The 17,188-nt window shown below is 64.1% G+C and carries 21 protein-coding genes; 10 read left to right on the forward strand and 11 right to left on the reverse strand.

The window, feature by feature from the left end; translation table 11 throughout:
- Positions 1–4: 4 nt before the first annotated feature.
- Complete coding sequence (locus CV770_RS19785; protein ID WP_007602543.1) at positions 5–250, reverse strand: zinc-finger domain-containing protein; 246 nt, start codon at positions 248–250, stop codon at positions 5–7.
- A 321-nt stretch (positions 251–571) separates the two neighbouring features.
- On the opposite strand from CV770_RS19785, the gene CV770_RS19790 reads away from it, so the two are divergent.
- The 3 genes from CV770_RS19790 (at position 572) to CV770_RS19800 (ending at position 3,440) form a co-directional block, all read left to right on the forward strand.
- Positions 572–1,708, forward strand: a complete 1,137-nt coding sequence (locus CV770_RS19790) for a hypothetical protein (protein WP_104463497.1) — start codon at positions 572–574, stop codon at positions 1,706–1,708.
- Positions 1,709–1,821: 113 nt separating this feature from the next.
- Positions 1,822–2,577 (forward strand): alpha/beta fold hydrolase, encoded by a 756-nt coding sequence (locus CV770_RS19795; protein ID WP_104463498.1) that lies wholly within the window; start codon positions 1,822–1,824, stop codon positions 2,575–2,577.
- A gap of 536 nt (positions 2,578–3,113) precedes the next feature.
- Positions 3,114–3,440: a nuclear transport factor 2 family protein gene (locus CV770_RS19800; RefSeq protein ID WP_104463499.1), complete on the forward strand. Its 327-nt coding sequence runs from the start codon at positions 3,114–3,116 to the stop codon at positions 3,438–3,440.
- Positions 3,441–3,697: 257 nt separating this feature from the next.
- Here the strand turns inward: CV770_RS19800 and CV770_RS19805 are convergent, their stop codons facing one another.
- The 3 genes from CV770_RS19805 to CV770_RS19815 form a co-directional block, all read right to left on the reverse strand.
- Positions 3,698–3,928 carry a hypothetical protein gene (locus tag CV770_RS19805; RefSeq protein WP_104463500.1) on the reverse strand — a complete coding sequence of 77 codons (231 nt, stop codon included), beginning with the start codon at positions 3,926–3,928 and terminating at the stop codon, positions 3,698–3,700.
- Positions 3,929–4,150: 222 nt separating this feature from the next.
- Positions 4,151–4,465 (reverse strand): YrhB domain-containing protein, encoded by a 315-nt coding sequence (locus CV770_RS19810; RefSeq protein ID WP_104463501.1) that lies wholly within the window; start codon positions 4,463–4,465, stop codon positions 4,151–4,153.
- Between the two features lie 132 nt (positions 4,466–4,597).
- Positions 4,598–5,956 carry a hypothetical protein gene (locus CV770_RS19815; protein ID WP_201759934.1) on the reverse strand — a complete coding sequence of 453 codons (1,359 nt, stop codon included), beginning with the start codon at positions 5,954–5,956 and terminating at the stop codon, positions 4,598–4,600.
- Between the two features lie 292 nt (positions 5,957–6,248).
- Here CV770_RS19815 and cysE point away from each other — a divergent pair, with 292 nt between their 5' ends.
- Both cysE and CV770_RS19825 read left to right on the forward strand, forming a co-directional pair.
- On the forward strand, positions 6,249–7,073 hold the full coding sequence (gene cysE, locus CV770_RS19820) for a serine O-acetyltransferase (protein WP_091966282.1): 825 nt from the start codon (positions 6,249–6,251) through the stop codon (positions 7,071–7,073).
- A gap of 157 nt (positions 7,074–7,230) precedes the next feature.
- Entirely contained in the window at positions 7,231–7,449 is a 219-nt protein-coding gene (locus tag CV770_RS19825) for a DUF3126 family protein (RefSeq protein ID WP_007602550.1), read from the forward strand.
- A 136-nt stretch (positions 7,450–7,585) separates the two neighbouring features.
- Here the strand turns inward: CV770_RS19825 and CV770_RS19830 are convergent, their stop codons facing one another.
- Genes CV770_RS19830 through CV770_RS19840 form a run of 3 tightly spaced genes read right to left on the reverse strand, consistent with a single transcriptional unit; the run spans position 7,586 to position 11,321 of the window.
- Positions 7,586–8,890: an FAD-dependent oxidoreductase gene (locus CV770_RS19830; protein WP_104463502.1), complete on the reverse strand. Its 1,305-nt coding sequence runs from the start codon at positions 8,888–8,890 to the stop codon at positions 7,586–7,588.
- Positions 8,887–9,192, reverse strand: a complete 306-nt coding sequence (locus CV770_RS19835) for a ferredoxin family protein (protein ID WP_026202677.1) — start codon at positions 9,190–9,192, stop codon at positions 8,887–8,889. Before CV770_RS19835 ends, CV770_RS19830 begins: the two co-directional genes overlap by 4 nt.
- A gap of 2 nt (positions 9,193–9,194) precedes the next feature.
- A complete protein-coding gene (locus CV770_RS19840; protein ID WP_104463503.1) occupies positions 9,195–11,321 on the reverse strand; it encodes a molybdopterin-containing oxidoreductase family protein in 2,127 nt (708 codons plus the stop codon).
- Positions 11,322–11,518: 197 nt separating this feature from the next.
- Here CV770_RS19840 and CV770_RS19845 point away from each other — a divergent pair, with 197 nt between their 5' ends.
- Entirely contained in the window at positions 11,519–12,418 is a 900-nt protein-coding gene (locus tag CV770_RS19845; protein WP_245453803.1) for an AraC family transcriptional regulator, read from the forward strand.
- A gap of 202 nt (positions 12,419–12,620) precedes the next feature.
- Here CV770_RS19845 and CV770_RS19850 read toward each other — a convergent pair whose 3' ends face one another.
- Positions 12,621–13,328: a hypothetical protein gene (locus tag CV770_RS19850; protein WP_104463519.1), complete on the reverse strand. Its 708-nt coding sequence runs from the start codon at positions 13,326–13,328 to the stop codon at positions 12,621–12,623.
- Positions 13,329–13,550: 222 nt separating this feature from the next.
- Between CV770_RS19850 and CV770_RS19855 the strand changes: the two genes are divergently transcribed.
- A complete protein-coding gene (locus tag CV770_RS19855; protein ID WP_018322105.1) occupies positions 13,551–13,880 on the forward strand; it encodes a DUF6949 family protein in 330 nt (109 codons plus the stop codon).
- An 89-nt stretch (positions 13,881–13,969) separates the two neighbouring features.
- Positions 13,970–14,500 (forward strand): gamma carbonic anhydrase family protein, encoded by a 531-nt coding sequence (locus tag CV770_RS19860; protein WP_104463504.1) that lies wholly within the window; start codon positions 13,970–13,972, stop codon positions 14,498–14,500.
- 3 nt (positions 14,501–14,503) lie between these two features.
- Here the strand turns inward: CV770_RS19860 and CV770_RS42680 are convergent, their stop codons facing one another.
- On the reverse strand, positions 14,504–14,668 hold the full coding sequence (locus tag CV770_RS42680; protein ID WP_201759935.1) for a hypothetical protein: 165 nt from the start codon (positions 14,666–14,668) through the stop codon (positions 14,504–14,506).
- A 94-nt stretch (positions 14,669–14,762) separates the two neighbouring features.
- On the opposite strand from CV770_RS42680, the gene CV770_RS19865 reads away from it, so the two are divergent.
- Both CV770_RS19865 and CV770_RS19870 read left to right on the forward strand, forming a co-directional pair.
- Positions 14,763–15,101 (forward strand): hypothetical protein, encoded by a 339-nt coding sequence (locus tag CV770_RS19865; protein ID WP_104463505.1) that lies wholly within the window; start codon positions 14,763–14,765, stop codon positions 15,099–15,101.
- A 103-nt stretch (positions 15,102–15,204) separates the two neighbouring features.
- On the forward strand, positions 15,205–15,579 hold the full coding sequence (locus CV770_RS19870; RefSeq protein WP_104463506.1) for a hypothetical protein: 375 nt from the start codon (positions 15,205–15,207) through the stop codon (positions 15,577–15,579).
- Between the two features lie 175 nt (positions 15,580–15,754).
- Here CV770_RS19870 and CV770_RS19875 read toward each other — a convergent pair whose 3' ends face one another.
- Both CV770_RS19875 and CV770_RS19880 read right to left on the reverse strand, forming a co-directional pair.
- Positions 15,755–16,249: a hypothetical protein gene (locus CV770_RS19875; RefSeq protein WP_104463507.1), complete on the reverse strand. Its 495-nt coding sequence runs from the start codon at positions 16,247–16,249 to the stop codon at positions 15,755–15,757.
- A 177-nt stretch (positions 16,250–16,426) separates the two neighbouring features.
- On the reverse strand, positions 16,427–17,158 hold the full coding sequence (locus tag CV770_RS19880) for an aspartate/glutamate racemase family protein (protein WP_104463508.1): 732 nt from the start codon (positions 17,156–17,158) through the stop codon (positions 16,427–16,429).
- Positions 17,159–17,188: the final 30 nt, after the last annotated feature.

Here is a 17,188-nt window from a genome sequence, read left to right on the forward strand (position 1 = left end):
GCGGTCAGGCCACCTTGTCCTTCAGGACGCATTCCGGCGGGCGGGCTTCGCCCGCCTTCAGATCGGCCGCGAAGCGGTACAGCGTCGAGCAGTACGGGCAGATGATCTCGTTGTCGTTGCCGAGGTCGAGGAAGACGTGCGGATGGTCGAACGGAGGGTTGGCGCCAACGCACATGAACTCTTGCGAGCCGATCTCGATGACGGGGACGCCGGCATCGTTATGGAAGTGCGGGACGACATGGTCGGACATCGTAACTCATCCTGGAGTGGCAATGGCGGCAGACACAATCACGAACTGACGCGGCATCTTTAAGGCGCCGCGGACCATACTGGCGGGTGTGGATGATTGCTAGTCCAGCGGAACCGAAAGGTTCGCAATTGCCCCATGCTCATTTGCTCAATGCAAATTCGACACAATCTTAAGGCCTGAGAGAAGCCCTTCTTTCGTCGGGGACGTTGTGTCGCAATTTTGGCATACTATGTCTGTGGACGAGCAAATTTGCGCCGAAAGACGAATCGACCGGCGTAGACGATCCCACGGACCGCCCGAAGGACCGCCCAGGCTTTCCACATGAAGTGGCTGCGAATCACCACAGCTTTGACCGGTATCGCCGCGTGCGGCTTCATGCTCGCGCAGGTAGCACCGCACGCCCGCGAGGCCGGCGCGATCCTCGTCGCCCAGGATGATCCGGCCGCGCTCTCCGAACTCAAGCTCGATCAAGTGCTGCGGCAGAACGATCGCCTGGTTCAGGACAATATCGAGGCCGCGCTCGCCGTTGATGATGCCGATCTCGCCGACAGTTTCGTCGCGCTGGCGCGTGACCGCAACATCGCACTGCCTGACGACCTCCTGAGTCGCGTCAATGACGCGGTCAAAGCCCAAGGTTCCACCTCGCATTTCGCCAAACGTTTCGCCACCGGCCTCGTCACCGGCAATGCCGACGATGTCGCGAGCCTCTCGGGGACGGTGGCGGGCGATCTCTTCGTGATCGGCGACATCAGGGACGTGGTGCGCGAGGGCAAGCATCTGGCCATGGGCGAGGACACCGACCGGCTCGTGCTCGGGCTTGCGGCGGCCGGACTTGCGGTGACGGCGGCGACCTACGTGTCCGTCGGTGGCGCGGTGCCGGTGCGCGCCGGACTGACGCTGGTGAAGGATGCGCGCAAAGTCGGGCGGCTCGGCGAGGGGCTCGCCGTCTGGGCCGGCCGGTCCGCGCGCGAGGTCGTCGACACGCCGGCGCTGCGGAATGCGGTGGTATCAGGCTCGGTGCTGCGGCCGGGCGAGACCGTCAGCGCGATCAAGGCCGCGTTCCGGGCCGAGAAGGCCGGTGCGCTGGTCCGGCTCGGCAAGGACGTCACCCGTGTCGCCGAGAAGACCGGCACGCGCGGGGCGATGGATACGCTGCGCATCGCCGAAGGTCCGAAGGACGTCGCGCGCGCGGCGCGGCTTGCCGAAGCGCAAGGCAGCAAGACGCGCGCGGTCATGAAGCTGCTCGGCCGGGGCGCTCTGCTGCTGATCGGCGGCGCGTTCAATCTGGCGCTCTGGCTGCTCAGTGCGGCGCTGACGCTGTTCGGCCTTCTCTCCTCCATCAAGGCGACCACCGAGCGCCTCACCCAGGCCTGGTGCGATCGCAAACGGGCGCGGCGGCTTCGCCGTGCCCAGATCGCCGCAGAAGCTGCTCTGGCCAACGCGGCCGTCACGGCCTGAGGCGCGGCGCTTCGGGCTATTGTTTGAGCATGATGTTGCCGGAAAACCGCTGCACACATTTCCGGATCGTGCTCTAAGATCAACCATTCCCCTCCAGACCCGCGGAACTGCTGATGCCGAGCTTTCACAACGGCGCCGTTGAAATTGCCTATCTCGATGAAGGCGAGGGCGATCCGATCATCCTGGTGCACGGCTTCGCCTCGAGCAAGAACGTGAACTGGGTCTATCCGACCTGGGTCTCGGAGCTGCGCAAGAACGGCCGCCGCGTGATTGCGCTCGACAATCGCGGCCATGGCGAAAGCGCAAAGCTCTACGAGCCCGCGCAGTATTCGATCCCGACCATGGCCGGCGACGTGCTCGCGCTGATGGATCATCTCGCCATCCCGCAGGCCGACATCATGGGTTATTCGATGGGCGGACGGATGGCGGCGTGGCTCTCCCTCAACGAGCCGCAACGCCTGCGCTCGGCGATCCTCGGCGGCATCGGCATCGGCGGGCTGATCGAAGGCACCGGCCCCGGCGAGAACGTCGCGAAGGCGCTGGAGGCGCCCTCGCTGGATGACGTCACCGATCCCGTCGGCCGCACCTTCCGTGCGTTCGCCGACCAGACTCGCTCCGATCACCGTGCGCTCGCCGCCTGCCTGCGCGGCACGCGCGACCTCATGACCCGCGACGAAGCCGCGCGCATCGACTTGCCGGTGCTGATCGCGGTCGGCTCGACCGACGACGTCGCAGGAAGTGCCGGCGCGCTCGGTGCCATCATCCCCGGCTCCGAAGTGCTCGACATTCCGAACCGCGACCACATGCGCGCGGTCGGCGACAAGGTCTACAAGACCGGCGTGCTCGATTTTCTGTCACGCCGCGGCTGAGGCCATGTCGTCTGAGGCGACGAGGTTGTTGCCCAGCTATCCTGAAATGTTCCATCCCAAAGGGCTGTCCGCTCCTTTCAGGTCGGCGCGAACCAGGGACGCCTGCACGTAAGATGTTGCCCCGCGTGAGGCGGCTAAGTCTTCGGAGGCGACTGTAATCGATGCACGGCCTCGGCGCGTCGCTCCGCCTCTTCGACTCGAAGGCGGAGGTCTTCCAGTTCTGACAGTCGGGAAGAGAGGTCGTTCAGCCGTTGGGCCAAAAGGATCGCGCAAGACTCCTTCATCAACGCCTCCCGCTCCAAAAGCCGCTCTTGGGACCCACGGGAGGCGCCAGCTTCGGGCGCGTGATGAGGCTCGGGCCGACTGCGTTGCCCTAGGGAATGGGCGGCGGGAAAACAGGATACCCGTCCAACCGTTCCACCGTTGGGCTATGACTTTCAGCATATGGTCCTAACCTGGCGAGAACACCAAAATTCACGAAAGCGAGACTTAGCTGGTACCCGGCCAAATCTCGATTTTGGCATGGAGGTGCTTGTATGTCCTTTGACGCGATGGCCGCGGCGGTCGATTGGTTAGACGCCTACCGCGCCGGCGATGTCGACACGATCTTGCGGATGTACGCTGAAGATGCGGTCATCGTCTGCGGCTGCGGTTGCACGAAGACCATTACAGGGCCCGAAGGTCATCGCGCGTATTGGGTCGATCGGATGATCCAATATCCTGCGTCGAGGCTCGACAACTTACAGCAGGCCGAGGAGGGAGCGCTGATCTCTTACGTCGTGCCCGAAGGCCTGGTCAGCGCGGTCTTGAAGTTCAACGCCGCTGGCCAGGTAGCGGTGCACACCTGCGGACCTGCAAACTGACGTGCGATAGGAAACGCAACAGTTCGCGGTCAATGGGATGCGAGCTGATGCCTCTCCCAGGCTCTCGGTCCTTTCCGCGCGGGAAAATAACGGCCCTTCGGCCTGTGCGTTCATGATTGGGCTCGGAGGAGCACCGCTATAAGCGCGGCAGCCAAGATCGCTAGCCATATCAACGAGACGATCGTGGAGGCGAAGTGCCAATCTACGTCGCGGCGCCTGGGCTGCATTGTGTCTCCTTCCGGAGGTCGCGCGTCGGCTCAGCGGCCTCCATCGTTCTTCCCGTTGGGGCTGCCATCGCGGCCGCCGTTGCCCCAGCCATTGTTGCCATGGTGCTGATGGTCGTGGTGGACAGCCCCCGCGCCAGACTGTGCAATCGCGTTGGACGTGAGGGACGTTGATAGCAAAAGGGTGATGGTCGGCGGCGTCACGGCGGCGAACTTTCCGCAGGTCTTCAAGAACTCCCGTCGGTCGTCGTCCTGGTCTGGCATTGCAGTTTCTCCGGAGGGTAGGGCAATTAAATCACATTAAATAAATTAAATAAATTAAATTTTGTTCCTGGGAACAGGCGGGAATTCCGGCGCCAGCTGCTGACCTTCGGCGTCTTGGAGTCCGCTAAGGGTGGTTATCGGACCTCAGCTCGAGGCGGGCCGGGGGCAGCAAAGGGCCAAACAGGCGGCATTCCGCCCCGATGCTCTGGACGTTGGCGCCGGCTACCAAGTGGGAGGCTGTGGTGTGCGTTGAAGCGATGCAGGAGGGAGTGTTTTCTCGTACTCCGCCAAATAGTGCTCCAGCGGCCTTGCTGTGCCTGTTACACGTAACTCACCCGTATTTCTGTCCACGATGAGCGGCGCGTTACCAACAAGCACTGCTGAACAGTCGTCGGCATCGAGGTACTGGTTGGATTGATAAAAAAATATCCACCCGTAGGGTTTCGCAATGGTGGCTTCACGCATAATGCGTGCCTGTCCCTCGCAAAGAATGTCCACCCAGGCTCCTGCAAGTGCTGCCGCCTTTTCGAAGTCCATGTGTCACTATTCCATGGGGCTCTGTGAAGTGCCGCCAAGCTTACGGCTGGACTAAGCGGCAAGCATGATTGGCCAAATATTCGTGAGACCGCAAGCCGCCTGCGTTCGCAACGGGGATGCATCACCCCAATCTCATCGCGCTTTGATGTCGTCCCCAAACCGTCGCGCCAGCGCCGTCAATACCACGAAGGTGGCGACCCATGCCATCCGCGCGCCGTAGCGGTCGTGCGGGCCTGAGATGACGGCGCAGATGAAGGCGTTGCCGAGCAGCGCTAGCGTCACGGTCGCCGCCAGCAGCGTCAGCTCGTCGAGCCGGCGGTTCGCGAGCGCATGGCCGAGCAGCGCGACCAGCGCCAGCATCGAGGCCAGCGCCACCGGCACGTGCAGCCAGTTGATGGCGGTGAAGTCGAGCTGCCAATTCTGCTGTCGCGCGGAGCGCATCGACGCGGCCTGCGCGGGGACGTAGCGCTCGACGATGCCACGGGTGTGCGGGATCCAGCCATTGGTGCCTTCGCCGGTCGCGACATGCAGCAATTGCTGGCCCATCGCCCGCAGCGCCGCGCCGGCCTGCCAGGCCGGATAATCTTTGAGCGACTGCACGACGATGTAGCCCATCTCCTCGTTCATGCCGTCGAAGCGGCCGAGCGTGTTGAACATGCTCTTGCCCCACAGGAACTCATCTGCCGTCGCCGGCAGCTCATTGCGATACGGACACAGCTTGTAGCGTTCGCGGGGGCAATGATCGCTGAGGTAACGCGCGACGATGCCGTCCTGCATCATGCGGCCGAAGGCGACGCCGTAACCGCCGGGCGTCCAGGCCAGCTTGCCGGACAGCGCATAATTCGCCGAGACCAGCATCAGGCCGCCCGCAACGATGGTGAGGCTGGCCTGCGCCAATCCCGCAAGCGGTAGGCGCTCCCTCAGAAACGGCCGTGCCATCCAGCCCGCGACGCAAAGACCGAGCAGCACGCCGAGCGTGGCGCTGTGGGTGGCGGCGGCAAAGGCGGTGAAGACGAACAGCGAGATTTTCTCGAGCGCCGAGGTTCGGCTTGCGCCGACGACCAGCAGGAACAGCGACAGGATCGAGAGTCCTGCAAAGATGTCGGTGAGCAGCATGCTCGCAAGCCAGGGCAGCGCGGTCGACAGGATCAGGCCAAGGCTGATCGCGACGAAGCAGAAGGTCTGCATCATCGAGAGCACGCGCAGGGTGAGCTGCAGCAGCCACAGCGTCGCCAGCGACTGGACCGCGAGGTTGATCCAGAAACCAAAACTTTCGCCATAGTGCAGGTAGAGGCCGAACACCGTGGAGCGGCTGGGGACGAGATACCCCTCGTACCAGCGCGCCAGATAGCCGCCGGTATCCCATTGCAACAGCGGGTAGCCGTTCCAGAATGCCGGCGCGATCATCAGGAGGGGCAGGGCCACCGCCGCCAGACGCAGCCAAAGCGAGCCCGCGGCGCGCGCGCGCAATTGATCGGTGGTGATGCTCAAATTTGTTCCCCGTCCTCGCCCCGAACCATGCTCGCAATAACGGTCGGGAGAGAATTCACCAATAGTTTGACGCCGCCCGACTTGAATTTGGCAAAACTCTGACCACTTTGAGCCGACCTTGCCGCTTGGGGGCTTCGAAGAAACTGTTGTGTTTCAACGTCTTGGCATGCTTTGGCAGGGCAAGGCGCTGTTCACTCTCAGGCAAGCCGGTTCAGGACTTCGTCGCTTAGACTATGCTATAAAGCCGGCAAAACGAGCCCACTCGAAAGAGCAAATCCCAAAGAGCAAATCCATGGCAGTGCATCAGGTCAATCCGGGAGGAAAGCTCGCATCGCTCGATCCGATCTGGGACCGGATCCGGGGCGAAGCGGAGGACATCGTCCGTCGCGAGCCCGAGCTTGCGACTTTCATCTATTCGACGGTGCTGCATCACAGCCGCCTGGAAGATTCGGTGATCCACCGCGTCGCCGACCGGCTCGATCACTCCGCGCTGTCGGGCGACCTCGTGCGCCAGACCTATGGCGAGGCGCTGCGCGACGATCCCGATCTCGGCAACGCCTTCCGCGCCGATCTCGTGGCCGTCTACGATCGCGATCCCGCGACCTCGCGCTTCATCGATCCCTTGCTCTACTTCAAGGGCTTTCACGCCATCCAGACCCATCGCCTGGCGCACTGGCTCTGGCTGAAGGGCCGCAAGGATTTTGCGTATTACCTGCAGAGCCGCGCCTCCGCGGTGTTCCAGACCGACATCAATCCCGCCGCGCGCATCGGCCGCGGCATCTTCCTCGACCATGCCACCGGCTTCGTCTGCGGTGAGACGGCGTTGATCGAGGACGACGTCTCGATCCTGCACGGCGTGACGCTCGGCGGCACCGGCAAGGAGAACGAGGACCGTCATCCGAAGATCCGCCATGGCGTGCTGATCGGCGCCGGCGCAAAGATCCTCGGCAACATCGAGATCGGCCATTGCGCGCGCATCGCCGCCGGCTCGGTCGTGGTCAAGCCCGTGCCGCACAACGTCACCGTCGCGGGCGTGCCTGCCAAGGTCGTCGGCGAGGCCGGCTGCGCCGAACCGTCGCGCACCATGGATCAGATGATCAACGCGATGGGGCTTTGAGACTTGGGGGAGACTTGGGGCTTTAAGACCTGATTTTGAAGGCGAAAAGGGGCGGTTTTCCGGCCCTTTCGATCCCCAAATTCTTTGGCAATTCATGCTGGCGGTTCGTCGCGTCTCGTCCTAAAACCCGCCGACCATTTTCGATCGGAGACTTGCCGTGGACGTCAAAGAAGTCAGAAAGTTAGATGCGTATTTGAAGCGCGTATTCGGCAATCCCAAGATCCGCGTCGTGCCGCGGCCGAAGAAGGACGATTCCGCCGAAGTCTATATCGGCGAGGAATTCATCGGCGTGCTCTTCGTCGACGACGAGGACGACGATCGCTCGTTCCAGTTCCAGATGGCGATCCTCGAGGACGATCTCGTCGATCAGGAATAGATGCGAGCGTGGTCCGGAAAAGTGCGCAGCGGTTTTCCGAAAAGATCATGCTTAAACAACAACCTAAAGCGCGATGACGATTCATCCTGATCGCATCGCGCTTTAGCGCGGTCCGGTGGCGCGATCGGTTCCGGGGTTACGCGCCCACCGCTGCGAGCATGTCGGGGATTGTGACGAATTTTTCCCGCGGCTTGCCGAGCAGGGCTCCCCTGGATTTCTCGGCAGTATCGATCACCATCCAGTCCGGATAGCTCACGACGCGGGTGACGCGGCCGACGACGCGTGCCAGCAGCGCATCCGGCGTGTCCGGGCGCGCTCGCCGATGCGCAAGATCCGCCAGCACGGCCTCTGCCGTGGCGATGCCGCAGCCGCGATTGGTGCCGATCGTGCCGTTCGGACCGCGCTTGCTCCATCCGCAGGCATAGAGGCCCTCGATCACGCAATGCCCGTTCGTGACACGTCCATTGGCGTTGGCATGAACGCCGCGATGTGTGTCGTAGGGCACGCCGGTGACGGGCGCCGTCCTGCGGCCGACGCTGCCGAACACGAGGCCGCCGGCGATGTCCTCGACGGCGCCGGACCGGTGCGTCACCGAGAGGGTCTCCACCCGGTCTCGTCCGTGGATCGCGAAGGGCGAGAAGCCAAATCGAAAGACACAGCGGCGCGGCCTGGTCGCGGTCTGCTGCGAAAATCCGCGCAGCAGCGACAGCTTCTCGACCAGCTCCGGATCTGCGGGATGCTGCGGTTCGAAGTCCTTCGGTGTGACATCGCGGTCGTTGACGAGCGTGTCGCATGACTTCAATTCGAGGAAATCGCGCAATTCCTTGGCGCTGAATTTGGCCTGCACCGGTCCGCCGCGGCCGACGATGGAGATCTCGCGAATCCGGCTCGCCGCCAGCACCTCGAGCGCGTGGCGCGCGATATCGGTCTGTCGCAGCTCGTCGGCGGTCTTGGCGAGAATGCGTGCGACGTCGAGTGCGACATTGCCGTGACCGATGATGATTGCCGCCTCATGGTCGAGATTGAAGCTGAGATCGGCGAAATCGGGGTGTCCGTTGTACCACGCGACGAAATCGCCGGCGCTGTGGCTCCCGGGCAGAGCCTCGCCCGGAATGCCCAGCGGCCGGCTCAGTTCGGCGCCCGTTGCCAACACGACGGCGTCATAGGCCTCACGCAGCTCGTCGACCGTGACATCGTCTCCGACCGTGACACCGCCGATGAAGCGAAAGCCGGGCATGGCGGCGATGCGGTCGAACGCTGCCGTCACCTGCTTGAGCTTCGGGTGGTCGGGCGCCACGCCGAACCGCACCAGCCCGTACGGCACCGGGAGCCGTTCGAACATGTCAACCGTCACAGATGTACCGGAACGCAAGAGGGCCTCGGCCGTATAGAAGCCGCTCGGTCCGCTCCCGACGACGGCGACGCGCGTCCCGCCCGTCATCGGCCGAGCGCCAGGCGGCGTTCGTCGGCGCCCGGCAGAGGCACCAGGCGCGCGCTGATGACGGGAGTTTCGGCGGCGCGCTTGCGGTTGACGTCGATCCAGAATTTCTTGTCGGCTGCGAGGCGATAGTCGGGCTCGATCGCACCGACCGGGCAGGCCGGCGCGCAGCCGCCGCAGTCGATGCAGTTTTCCGGATCGATATAGGTCATCGACTCATCGAGGTGAAAACACTCGACGGGACACACCGTGACGCATTCGGTGTATCGGCACCCCCGGCAATTGTCGGTGACCACATAAGTCATCGTCACGCCCCGCTGACTTGGACGAGGATGTCGGAGAATGTCGGGGCCCGGCCGAGGTCGGCGAACGCCGGCGGCGTCAGAACGTGGACCGTCGCGCCCTTGCGATTGGACCGCTGCCAGTAACCGGACGGCGCCACCACGACTCCAGGCATGATGTCGGACGAAACGGTCGCAAAGGCTTCGAATGAGCCCCGATCGTTGAACACGCGAATGGGCGCGCCGGCGACGATCCCGCGCTGTGCGGCATCATCGGGATTGAGAAGCACCGCCTGTTCTTCGCCGGCCTGGGCGGTTTGCGCGGGAAGATTGCCGTAATTCGAGTTCAGGAAGGCGTGGCTCTTCGGCGAGATCAGGCTGAGCGGGTAGCGCGTCGCGAGCACCGGCGCCGTGCGCGGATTCTCGTTCGGCGGGATGTAGTGGGGCAGGGGATCCACGGGCGTGGCATCCTGGTCGCCGTTGTAGCCCTGGCGGAACAGCGGCACCACGAAGTTGCCGCCGCCCGCGATCGTCGATTTGAACTCGCACTTGCCGGAGGCGGTCGGGAAATTGCCCTCGCGATGCGGCGCCCAGTCGGCGGGCGCCGGCATGTTGAGGCGCGCATAGCCCTTGGTCTTGACGCCGTCGAGCGTGATGCCTTCAAGAACCGGGCTGCTCCAGTCGAGCGAAGCTTCGATGATTTCGTCGTCGGTCCGGAAGAAAGTGGGGTCGGTGATGCCCATTGCGCGCGCCAGGCGGCGGAACAGTTCTGTGTTGGAGACGGCTTCGCCGAGCGGCGCGATCGCCTGGTTGTTGTAGGAGAGGTAAAGGTGCCCCCAGGAGAACATGATGTCCTTCTGCTCGAGCTGCGTGGTTGCGGGCAAAACGATGTCGGCATATCTGGCGGTGTCGGTCAGGAAGTGCTCGCTGACGACGGTGAAGAGATCCTCGCGTTCGAGCCCTTTTTCGAGCTTGGCCTGTTCGCTCACCATCGCCATCGGGTTGGCGTTGTAGACGAACAGCGCCTTGACCGGTGGGTCGAAGCCGAGCTCGCCGGTCAGCGCAGCTCCAAGCCGCCAGGAATTGAGCACGCGCATTGTCTCTGGCTGCAGATCGGGCCGCATCAGCACGTCCCATCTGACCGGGAAGGCCCAGATTGGCAGCTGGAGCAGGCCGCCACCGACATGCTTCCAGGCGCCGATCAGCCCCGGAAGGCAGGCGATCGCACGCACGGTCTGGCCGCCGCCGGCATGCCGCTCGACCGCGACGCCGATGCGTACGACGGCGGGCGATGTGGTCGCAAATTCTCTGGCCAGCTTGAGGATGTCGTCGACGGGAATGCCAGTTTCCTGCGAGGCAAATTCGGGGGTGTAGGTCGCGGCCCGCTCGGCCAGCTCCTCATAGCCAACGGTGTATTTGTTGACGTAGTCGCGATCGACAAGGTTCTCCTTGATGATGACGTGGATCATCGCCAGCGCGAGCGCGGCGTCAGTGCCGGGCCGGATCGGAATGTGCCAGTCGGCGAGGCGCGCGGTGCGGGTGCGGACGGGATCGATCACGACGAGCTTGGCGCCGGCCTTCTTTGCCTGCTCGATGAACGGCCAGTGATGCGAGTTCGTGCTCAGCGTGTTGCAGGCCCACAGGATGATGTATTTCGAGTGCACGAAGCTTTCGGGGTCGACGCCGGGCGTGTGCCCGATCGTCATCATGTACGCTGTGCACGAGGCGGAGTCGCAGAACGTGCGCTCCAGCACTGTCGCACCTAGCTTGTTGAAGAGGGGATCTCCGACATTCAACCCGTTGATGATGCCCTGCGTGCCCAGATAGCTGTAGGGCAGGATCGCCTGCGCGCCGTGCTCGGCGATCACGGAGGTCCAGCGCGATGCGATGGTGTCGATGGCTTCGTCCCAGGAGATCCGCTGGAATTGCCGGGAGCCCTTCGGGCCGACCCGTTTCAGCGGATGGAGGATGCGCTTGTCGCTGTAGACGCGCTCCTCGTAATTGTTGACCTTGACGCAGAGCCGTCCGCGCGTGAACGGGTGATCGGGATTGCCGCGGACGGCAATCGCCTTGCCGTCCTCGACCGTGGTCAGGATGGAGCAGGTGTCGGGGCAGTCGTGGGGGCATGCGCCTATGACCGTGGACCTCGCCATGGATCTCTCCGCTTCCTGATTCAAGACGGTCCGAAGGATGCGGCGGCCGGACCCGCCTTGGCTTTTCAAAACGTGCGGTGTTGTTGTCCCGGACTGCTCTCGGCCGGTGGACGCCCTGCCGGTTGTCTGGCATGCTAGTTGCTGGAACCGGCAATACCTCTCTACCCATACATCGCGTGATCTGGCGGAGATTTCCGATGGGTATGCTTGGCAACTCTGTCGATAAATATGTTACCGGCAGAATGCTCCAGACGTCCAACGACCGGCAGTGGGGGCATCTCCTGGCCGAGCGATGGAGTCATGAGCCGGGCGATCTCCCTCCGCAATTGCCGCGCGACACCGAGATCGCGATATTGCTGCGCGGCAGTTCGGTCGTCGACCGCGAAGGCGCCGGTATGCGGCAGCGCACCTTCGGCAGGAGAGGCACCGTTTGGCTCTGCCCGGCCGGCATCCGCGAAGACTTCATCCGCGTCGAGAACCAGATGCAGGAATGCCTGCATCTCTTTCTTCCGGGCAAGCCGTTCGACGATACCATGCTCAGGGATCTCGACATCGATCCCTCGGGCATGTCCATCCGTTACGAGACGATCGATCGGGACTTGTTCATCGAGCACGTCGCGGACCGCATTCTCGCGGAGCTCGCGCAGGAGACCTCCACAGGCCGCCTTTTGATCGAAAGCCTGGGGCGGGCCTTGTCCGCCCATCTGGTGCACAGCTACGCCGCCAGTTCAGTCCGGCTGAAGCAATCCTATGCCGTGCAGAAACCGCTCGATGCGAGGCGCCTGTCGCGCGTCACGGAATTCATCGACGCATCCGTCGAGCGCGAGTTCACCGTGAAGGATCTCGCATCGGTGGCCTGCATGAGCCCGGCGCATTTCTCCCGCAGCTTCAAGGCGGCGACCGGAACTGCACCGCACGAATATGTCAGCCGTCAGCGCCTCGATCTCGCCAAGCGGCTCCTATCGACCAGCGATCGCCCGCTGGTCGATATCGCCTTTGCCGCGGGATTTTCCTCGCAGGCCAATTTCAACCGCGCCTTCCGCAAGGCGGTCGGCACGACGCCGAGCCTTTATCGGGCGCGGAAGGGGCAGGATTGAGCCTGCCCGCATCAAGTGTGGATGATGTGGCCTTGAGATCCCCACGGGTTTTGCCCGATGGGTCAAGCTTTAATTCGGAAATAGAGAATATCTGAAAATACGAAGTACGGCCGTGACTTGGCTACTGTGCATGGGGTTGTTCTTCGAGATTTTGTTCGGTGAGGGGTTGAGCCCGGCCTGCAAGCCGATCTCGCGGCCACGCTCACCCCTTCGGTCCGCGCAGCTGCGCCGTCAGCCTGTCCATCGCCTCCGCCGCCTCGCGCCACTGGGACAGCCAGCTGCGCGGAAAGCGGAAGGTGAGGTCGGCGCCGCCGACGCGGCGCTCGGACAGGCACATGCCTGGCGTTGACGCATCGCGGGTGCAGCGCGCGGTCAGCGCGGGGCTTGCAGCGGAATAGAAGTCTTCGCTGCCGTAAGGGGACTCAGTCCGGAACATCCGCATCGTCAGGCCGTCCGCGGGCATCGCTGCGGCCTGGTCGAGATAGCGCGGATAGATCGTGGCTGTCCGCTCCTCGGGCGAGAGCGCATCGTGATGGGCTGTGATCGACAGGAAGATGCGGTCGATCGATTGCACCGCCGCTTCCACCGTGTCGGCGGTGACGTGCTTCGGCGCGCCGGGCGGCTCGAGAGAGGGATAGAGGAAGTCGAGATCGATGCGCTCCTGCGGCCCGGAGTGCCGCTGGATCTTCATGCGGATCGCCGTCACCGGCAGGTTGAACAGCGTGCCGCCGACGCTCACCGGCAGCTTGTCCGGGGCGTTCGCGCCGCGGGTGCCCCAGGTCGGCCACAACAGATAGGCGACAAGCGCGACCGCGCAGACCGCAGCAATGCCGCCGAGCACGATCGGGACGGCATGCGCCGAGGTGCGCGTGCGGGGGGACCTATGGGGAGCTGCCGAAAACACCGTCATGAGCTTGCGCGAGGTCGAGCCGGACATCGGCCGGTGGCCGACGAATCAGCGGCGAATATGCCATGCGGCGGCGATTTCGCGCAGCGTTCCCGGCCGCGGGGGGCGGGGACGGCCCTGCGTGGACAGGACGGCGGCGTTAACCTTCCCTTAAGGATAATGTAGCGTTAACCGGCTCCATTTGTCACAGGAATGCTCGGCGTTGCGTAAGGGCGGACCGTTCCGATGACACCTGAAGCTTTCAACACCTTCTTCTCGATCTGCATTGGCTTCGCGCTCGCGGGCGCGCTCGTGAACGGATACCAGGCGCTGGCGCAGCGGCCCGCCGGCTTCGGCCTGTTGCAGGACGGCGTGGCGCCGAAGACCTTCGCTGCGGTGCCGTTCCTGGTGTTTGCCGCGCCCTTCATCATCATGCGCAACACGCTGCGCGGCATGCGGGTGGAAAGCCGCCGTGCCGAATTCGTGATGATGGCGACCCTCATCGCCGGCTTCTGGAGCATGATGAGCGGCACCTTCTTCCTGATGACGCTGCGCGCGGCCGGCGTTCTGGGCTGACGCCCGCGCATTGAGCGCTGCCGGCGCGGGGCCTTTGCGTCGCGGCTGCCGTTTGGCTATGCCAGTGCTCAACGCGACAGGAGACCTCCATGGCGATCTACGAGCTCGACGGGCAGGCGCCCGACCTTCCCGCCGACGGCAATTATTTCATCGCCGAGACCGCCACCGTGATCGGCCGCGTGCGCCTGAAGCCGGGTGCGAGCGTCTGGTTCGGCGCGGTGCTGCGCGGCGACAATGAGTGGATCGAGATCGGCGAGGGCGCCAATGTGCAGGACGGCTCGACCTGCCACACCGATCTCGGCTTTCCGCTTCACATCGGCCGGAACTGTACGGTCGGCCACAATGTCATCCTTCACGGCTGCACCATCGAAGAGGGCGCGCTGATCGGCATGGGCTCGATCGTGATGAACGGGGCGAAGATCGGCCGCAACAGCATCGTCGGAGCCGGTTCCGTCATCACCGAGGGCAAGGAGTTTGCCGAACGTTCCCTCATCATCGGCTCACCGGCGCGCGTGATCCGCACGCTCGACGACGCCCAGGTGCAGAAGATGGGGAGCGCGGCGAGGTTTTACGTGGCCAACGGTCCGCGCTTCAAGAAGGGCCTGAAGCGGATCGGTTGAGGCTCAGCTTCCCTCGGATTCGCGCGCTTCGATCGCGCCTGCAACCTTCTCGTGGCCGGCAGCCCAGAGCGCGTGCTCGTCGCTGCCGTCGGTGTAGGGATTGGCCTCGGCCGGCATGTTGTCGCGCGCGGCGCGTTCGCCTTCTGCAAAAGGATCGCGATCGGTCATCGTGAAAGAGCCTCCTCGCTTTCAAGCTGATGTGACGGCATTTGTTCCGGAACCGGCCTTTGCCGCGGCGGTTGACCGGTAAAGGAGAAGTCTCATGGCCGCATCGCCTGCAACCGTCTCAATCAAGACCATGATGGTGATCTTCGCCCTTGCGGCGATGCCGGCCGTCGCGTTCGCGCAGGCGAGTGGCGGTTCTGCCGGATCGACCGGAGGCGCCGCGGGATCGGCGGAAGGCTCCGTCGGATCGAGCGGAGGCGTCGCCAACTCGCCGGCTCCACCGCCCGGCACCAACAGCCTGGGTACGGCTCAGTCGTCCGGCCCGGGCTCCGGAGTTACGACCGGCAGCGGCACAGGCGGTGGCGCTGATGCCACCGTCAATGCCGAGAATCGTATGCTCGACAAGAAGCTCAAGAGCATCTGCCGCGGCTGCTGATCCTCGCGCGGAAGTGAGACAGCGTGGCTGTCCCGAATGCCCAAGTGACGTTAGCTTGACCCTGCTTTGAAGCGTGGAGCGTGTCCACGCGGAGGATCAAGTGATGTTACGTAGGATGATGATGGCGGCGCTGGCCGTCGCGGCAGTCGGGCTGTCGACACCGCAGGTGGCCCACGCAGGGGGATTTGGGCATGGCGGTGGCCATGGCGGCTGGGGTCATGGCGGTGGCGGCTGGGGCCATGGCGGCCATTGGCATGGCGGCGGCTTCTGGCCCGGAGTTGCGATCGGGGCGGGCATCGCCGGCGCCGGCTTCTACGGCGGTTATTACGGCTACGGCTACCCCTATTACGGCGGTCCCACCTATTATCGTACCGGCTACGGTGACTACAACGACGGTTATGGCGGCTGCTACGTGTCGCGCAAGCGCGTCATGACGCCAGCGGGCTGGCGTATCCGCCGCGTGGACGTCTGCGAGTAGGGGCCCACAAAAAACAAGGCCGTTGACGCAGTATACCGTCAACGACCTTGCCAGCCCCGGACATTGAAATCGGCTCACGCCATCCGGTAAGGGCGACCATCGCGCGGAATCATTCGCCTGAATGTGATCCAGTTCACAAGTCGCGAAAATAAAAGTTCCACCGCGTGGCGGACGCTCAGCCGCGCGAGCGCTTTCGCGCACTGGCGTGGACACGGTGCCGCGCCGGTTTCCTGCGGGTAACCGAGGGCGTTTCAACCTCGGTCGCCCGTGCGCTGGCAAACGATTGCCTTAGGCCGTCGATGGACTCGTTCAGCGATGCGACCTGTTCGGACAGGCGCTTGGTGTCGGCCTGCTGCGCCGCCATCAGCCGCTTCATCGTCTGGAGCTGGTCCTGCACGACCTGGAGCTGGTCGATCGATTCCTGCTGGGTCGCCTCCAGTCCCTTGGTCTTCTCGACCAGCTGCTCGGAGGCCTGGGCCGTGCGGGCCTGGAGCTGCCGCGATGCCACCACCCGGTCGGCTTCAGGAGCGGCGCCGGTATAGGCCCGCCAGATCGTGATCGAGGTAACCCCCGCGATCAGGAGCAGGAGCGCAGCGGCGGTCAGCGCGATGGGCTGGGCGCCAAGGCGAAGCAGGGGGTTCGACGGTGTGTCCTGGGCGAGATCGATCATCGCTGACAAAACCCAAATTGAAACTTGGTGAGTGGCGAAGACCGGCAACCAGAGGTCGCCGGGGCGTCCCGAAAGTGTTACGTTTCCGCAAGGAATGGGACCAAAAAGAGGCTAAGGGCCAAAAAACCAGGAATCAGCGGGCCTTGCGGCCTCCAAGGCTCCGCCCTGGCGCGGGAATCAAGGTTGAAACGGCGCAAACGGCCCGGAATAGGTCTTCGCGCGCGGTGCCGCATAGGGTCCGAGCCGGGAGGTCTTCAGGCCCAGCCGCACCAGTGATTCCGCCAGCGTCACCGCTGCAGCGACGCCGTCGATCACGGGCAGGCCGTGGGCAGTGGCGAGCTCAGCGGCGAGATCGGCCATGCCGGCGCAGCCGAGCACGATGGCTTCCGCCCGGTCGTCGCGGATCGCGGCCGTGATCTCCGTGGAGATCTTTGCGAGCGCGTCCGTGTTGCGCTCCTCGAGCGCCAGCACCGGGACCTCGGCGGCGCGCACGCGGGCGCAGCGATCAGCGAGGCCGTATTTCCGCAGATTATGTTCGATCGGCACGATGGAGACACCGAGCGTCGTCACCACGGCAAAGCGCGCGGCGACCAGGCTCGCCATGTGGAAGCCGGCCTCTCCAATGCCGATCACAGGCGCCTTCGCGACGGCGCGCGCGGCATCCAAGCCGGTGTCGTCGAAGCAGGCGATGATGTGGGCCTCCGCACCATCGTGGTCGGCCTCGCGGATGCAGCCGAGCATGCCGGGCACGGCGAAGGCCTCGTCGTAAAATCCCTCGATCGAGACCGGGCCCATCGTCGGCTGCCGCGCGACGATCACCGTGCCGGGCAGGGCGACGCTGCGCGCTGCAGCGGCGATCTTCGCCGTCATCGTAACAGTGGTGTTGGGATTGACGATGTGCAGTCGCATTTCGATCAGACGAGTCCCTTCGCAGACAAG

The organism is Bradyrhizobium sp. AC87j1, from assembly GCF_002936975.1.
Classification (GTDB): domain Bacteria; phylum Pseudomonadota; class Alphaproteobacteria; order Rhizobiales; family Xanthobacteraceae; genus Bradyrhizobium; species Bradyrhizobium shewense.

Excerpts from the sequence above, each read along its gene's own strand:
- CV770_RS19845 (WP_245453803.1), top strand. The coding sequence starts at position 11,519 with ATGGGTATGCTTGGCAACTCTGTCGATAAATATGTTACCGGCAGAATG.
- CV770_RS19855 (WP_018322105.1), top strand. The coding sequence starts at position 13,551 with ATGACACCTGAAGCTTTCAACACCTTCTTCTCGATCTGCATTGGCTTC.
- CV770_RS42680 (WP_201759935.1), bottom strand. The coding sequence starts at position 14,668 with ATGACCGATCGCGATCCTTTTGCAGAAGGCGAACGCGCCGCGCGCGAC.
- CV770_RS19880 (WP_104463508.1), bottom strand. The coding sequence starts at position 17,158 with ATGCGACTGCACATCGTCAATCCCAACACCACTGTTACGATGACGGCG.
- CV770_RS19800 (WP_104463499.1), top strand. The coding sequence starts at position 3,114 with ATGTCCTTTGACGCGATGGCCGCGGCGGTCGATTGGTTAGACGCCTAC.
- CV770_RS19850 (WP_104463519.1), bottom strand. The coding sequence starts at position 13,328 with ATGACGGTGTTTTCGGCAGCTCCCCATAGGTCCCCCCGCACGCGCACC.
- CV770_RS19870 (WP_104463506.1), top strand. The coding sequence starts at position 15,205 with ATGTTACGTAGGATGATGATGGCGGCGCTGGCCGTCGCGGCAGTCGGG.
- CV770_RS19790 (WP_104463497.1), top strand. The coding sequence starts at position 572 with ATGAAGTGGCTGCGAATCACCACAGCTTTGACCGGTATCGCCGCGTGC.
- CV770_RS19810 (WP_104463501.1), bottom strand. The coding sequence starts at position 4,465 with ATGGACTTCGAAAAGGCGGCAGCACTTGCAGGAGCCTGGGTGGACATT.
- CV770_RS19865 (WP_104463505.1), top strand. The coding sequence starts at position 14,763 with ATGGCCGCATCGCCTGCAACCGTCTCAATCAAGACCATGATGGTGATC.
- CV770_RS19875 (WP_104463507.1), bottom strand. The coding sequence starts at position 16,249 with ATGATCGATCTCGCCCAGGACACACCGTCGAACCCCCTGCTTCGCCTT.
- CV770_RS19785 (WP_007602543.1), bottom strand. The coding sequence starts at position 250 with ATGTCCGACCATGTCGTCCCGCACTTCCATAACGATGCCGGCGTCCCC.
- CV770_RS19860 (WP_104463504.1), top strand. The coding sequence starts at position 13,970 with ATGGCGATCTACGAGCTCGACGGGCAGGCGCCCGACCTTCCCGCCGAC.
- CV770_RS19830 (WP_104463502.1), bottom strand. The coding sequence starts at position 8,890 with ATGACGGGCGGGACGCGCGTCGCCGTCGTCGGGAGCGGACCGAGCGGC.
- CV770_RS19835 (WP_026202677.1), bottom strand. The coding sequence starts at position 9,192 with ATGACTTATGTGGTCACCGACAATTGCCGGGGGTGCCGATACACCGAA.
- CV770_RS19805 (WP_104463500.1), bottom strand. The coding sequence starts at position 3,928 with ATGCCAGACCAGGACGACGACCGACGGGAGTTCTTGAAGACCTGCGGA.
- CV770_RS19840 (WP_104463503.1), bottom strand. The coding sequence starts at position 11,321 with ATGGCGAGGTCCACGGTCATAGGCGCATGCCCCCACGACTGCCCCGAC.
- cysE (WP_091966282.1), top strand. The coding sequence starts at position 6,249 with ATGGCAGTGCATCAGGTCAATCCGGGAGGAAAGCTCGCATCGCTCGAT.
- CV770_RS19795 (WP_104463498.1), top strand. The coding sequence starts at position 1,822 with ATGCCGAGCTTTCACAACGGCGCCGTTGAAATTGCCTATCTCGATGAA.